Raw genomic sequence first — 2,674 nt, 5'->3', positions numbered from 1 at the left:
ACAAGGTGCCGCTGCACGTGCTGATCCCGGCCCGCGGCGAGGAGACGGACCGGCGGCTGCGCGTCATCGAGGCGCCCACTTACGGCCTCGTCGGTCACAGCGTGACGCTGCGCGTCGCGATCGAGGATCTGGGCGTCGCGCACCCGACCGGCACGGCGCGCCTGACCGTGCGCCGCGACGGCGATCCGCCGACCGTGGAAAGCGTGCCGATCGGCGAGGAGCACCGTATCGAGGTGCCGATCACCCGCGCCGGCCCGACCGTGCTCGACCTGCAGGCCGAGGCGCTGCCGGGCGAAACCAGCCCGATCAACAACCGCGCGGTCGTGGAGATCAACGGCGTGCGCGACCGGCTGCGCGTGCTGCTGATCTCCGGCGAGCCGCATTCGGGCGAGCGGACGTGGCGGCGCCTGCTGAAAGCCGACCCGTCGGTCGATCTGGTCCACTTCACCATCCTGCGGCCGCCGGAGAAGGACGACCTGACGCCGCTCAACGAGCTGGCGCTGATCGCCTTTCCGGTGCGCGAGCTGTTCCAGGTCAAGATACGCGAGTTCGACCTGATTATCCTGGACCGCTTCCAGAACCGCGGCCTCCTGCCGATGCCCTATCTGCGCAACATCGCCGATTACGTGCGCGACGGCGGCTCGTTGCTGCTGTCGGTCGGGCCGGAGTTCGCGGGACCGGCGAGCCTGGCCGACACGCCGCTCGCCGATATCCTGCCGGCCCGCCCGCTGGCCGACGGCGACGCGGTGATCGACGGACAGTTCCGCCCCCGCGTCACCGCGCTCGGCGAGCGCCACCCGGTGACCGCCGACCTGCCGGGCGCCAACAACCCGGCGAAGGCGGACAGCCGGCCGACCTGGGGCCCCTGGTACCGCCGCATCGCGCCGAGCGACGTGCACGGCGACGTGCTGATGACCAGCGCCGACGGGCAGCCGCTGCTGATCCTCGACCGCGTCGGGCGCGGACGGGTGGGGCTGCTGCTGTCGGATCAGATCTGGCTGTGGTCACGCGGCCACATGGGCGGCGGCCCGCAGGCGGAACTCCTGCGCCGCATCGCCCATTGGACCATGAAGGAGCCGGAGCTTGAGGAAAATGCCCTGGTCGCCCATGTCAGCGACGGTGCGCTCCGGATCGACCGGCGCACGACCGAGGATGCCGGGCGCGTCGCCTCTGTCACGGTGACGGACCCGGACGGCCATGCGTCGGTGGTGAAGCTGACGCCGGTCGGCCCCGGCCACGCGACGGCGGTCGTCGCGGCGCGGCTGCCCGGTGTCTGGCAGGTGGGCGACGGCAAGCGGACGACCTATGCCGCCTCCGCCGCCGCCGATCCGCTGGAAATTGCCGATCTGCGGGCGACCGGGACCGTCCTGGCCCCCCTCGTGCATAGCAGCGGCGGCAGCCTTCACTGGCTGGAGGGATCGGACGGAGGGCTGAAATTGCCAAGCCTGTTGCGGGTCGAACCCGGACGGCAGGCGGCGGGGGCGGACTGGATCGGGCTGGAGCGCCGCCACGATCATGTCGTGACCGGCATCGCCGCCCTGGCGCTGCTGCCGGCCTGGATATCGCTGCCGCTGCTGCTCGGCCTCGCCATCGCGGCCTGGCGGCGCGAGGGGCGGTGACGGGTTATCGAGGGAACGGATGCGTGTGACAGGGAGGGCGGTGCTTTCCTGAACAGTGAACCCAACGAGCGCGGCTGGCAGCCCGGCTCCTCCGCGCCGCTGCCCTCGGCGCTGGCCCTGGTCGGCTTCCTCGGCCTGTCGTTGCTGGTCGCCCTCTCGGCCGGCGCGGTGACGGCAACGAGCGTCCACACCTGGTATCTGTCGCTGCGGCGCCCGCCCGGCACGCCGCCCAACTGGGTGTTCGGCCCGGTCTGGACGACGCTGTACCTGATGATGGCCGGCGCGGCGTGGCTGGTCTGGCGGCGCACCGGCGGCGGCCGCGCGCTGCGCCTGTGGGGCTGGCAGTTGCTGGCGAACGCGCTGTGGACTCCGGCGTTCTTCGGTCTGCGCCTGCCGGGCCTCGCGCTGCTGGTGATGGGGGTGCTGGTGGTGCTGCTGGGCCGCACGGTGCGGATATTCGGCCGCATCGTTCCGCTGGCGGCGCTGTTGCTGCTGCCGTATTGCGTCTGGGTGCTGTATGCCACCTACCTGACCGCTGGTTTCTGGTGGCTGAACGGGGATTAGGATAAGGGGTGTGGCCATGAACCGCATGACGCTCGCCGCCATCGCCGCCGCGCTCGGAGCCGCCGCGCTGCCGGCCTCCGCCCTGGCACAGGGGGCGAACCTGTCGTCCGGCCCCGGCTCCGTGCCGAGCACGCCGCCCAAGGTCGCGGCGCCCGACCGGCCCGACGCCCTGCCCGGCGCCAAGCCCGCCAAGGACCGTGTGACCCCCGCCGAGCGGCCCACCAGCGAGATGGAGCCGACCGACGAGCTGTTCGACTCGATCAACCGCGGCGACATCTCCTCGGCCCGCGACGCGATCTCGCGCGGGGCCGACCTTCAGGGTCACAACCTGCTGGGCATGTCGCCCCTGGAGCTGTCGGTCGATCTCGGCCGTAACGACATCACCTTCCTGATTCTGTCGTATCGCGGCGTCGAAGGGGCGATGCGCGGCCACGGACCGACGCAGTCCGCCGCCGCCGCCGACGCCGGCAAGCCGATGACCCGCGCCGAAC

The 2,674-nt window shown here is 72.1% G+C and carries 3 protein-coding genes; all 3 read left to right on the top strand.

Annotated features, from left to right (window positions below; all coding sequences use genetic code 11):
- Positions 1 to 1,619: membrane protein (locus B8460_RS05005; RefSeq protein WP_048860482.1), on the top strand; the 1,619-nt coding region annotated here is incomplete at its 5' end.
- A gap of 141 nt (positions 1,620 to 1,760) precedes the next feature.
- Positions 1,761 to 2,183, top strand: a complete 423-nt coding sequence (locus tag B8460_RS05000; RefSeq protein WP_277813925.1) for a TspO/MBR family protein — start codon at positions 1,761 to 1,763, stop codon at positions 2,181 to 2,183.
- A gap of 16 nt (positions 2,184 to 2,199) precedes the next feature.
- Positions 2,200 to 2,674: hypothetical protein (locus B8460_RS04995; RefSeq protein WP_052945131.1), on the top strand; the 475-nt coding region annotated here is incomplete at its 3' end.

The organism is Acidisphaera rubrifaciens HS-AP3, from assembly GCF_000964365.1.
In the GTDB taxonomy this organism is placed as follows: domain Bacteria; phylum Pseudomonadota; class Alphaproteobacteria; order Acetobacterales; family Acetobacteraceae; genus Acidisphaera; species Acidisphaera rubrifaciens.
The sequence above is the reverse complement of the archived record's forward strand: the minus strand, read 5'-3'. Positions and strand labels throughout refer to the sequence as shown.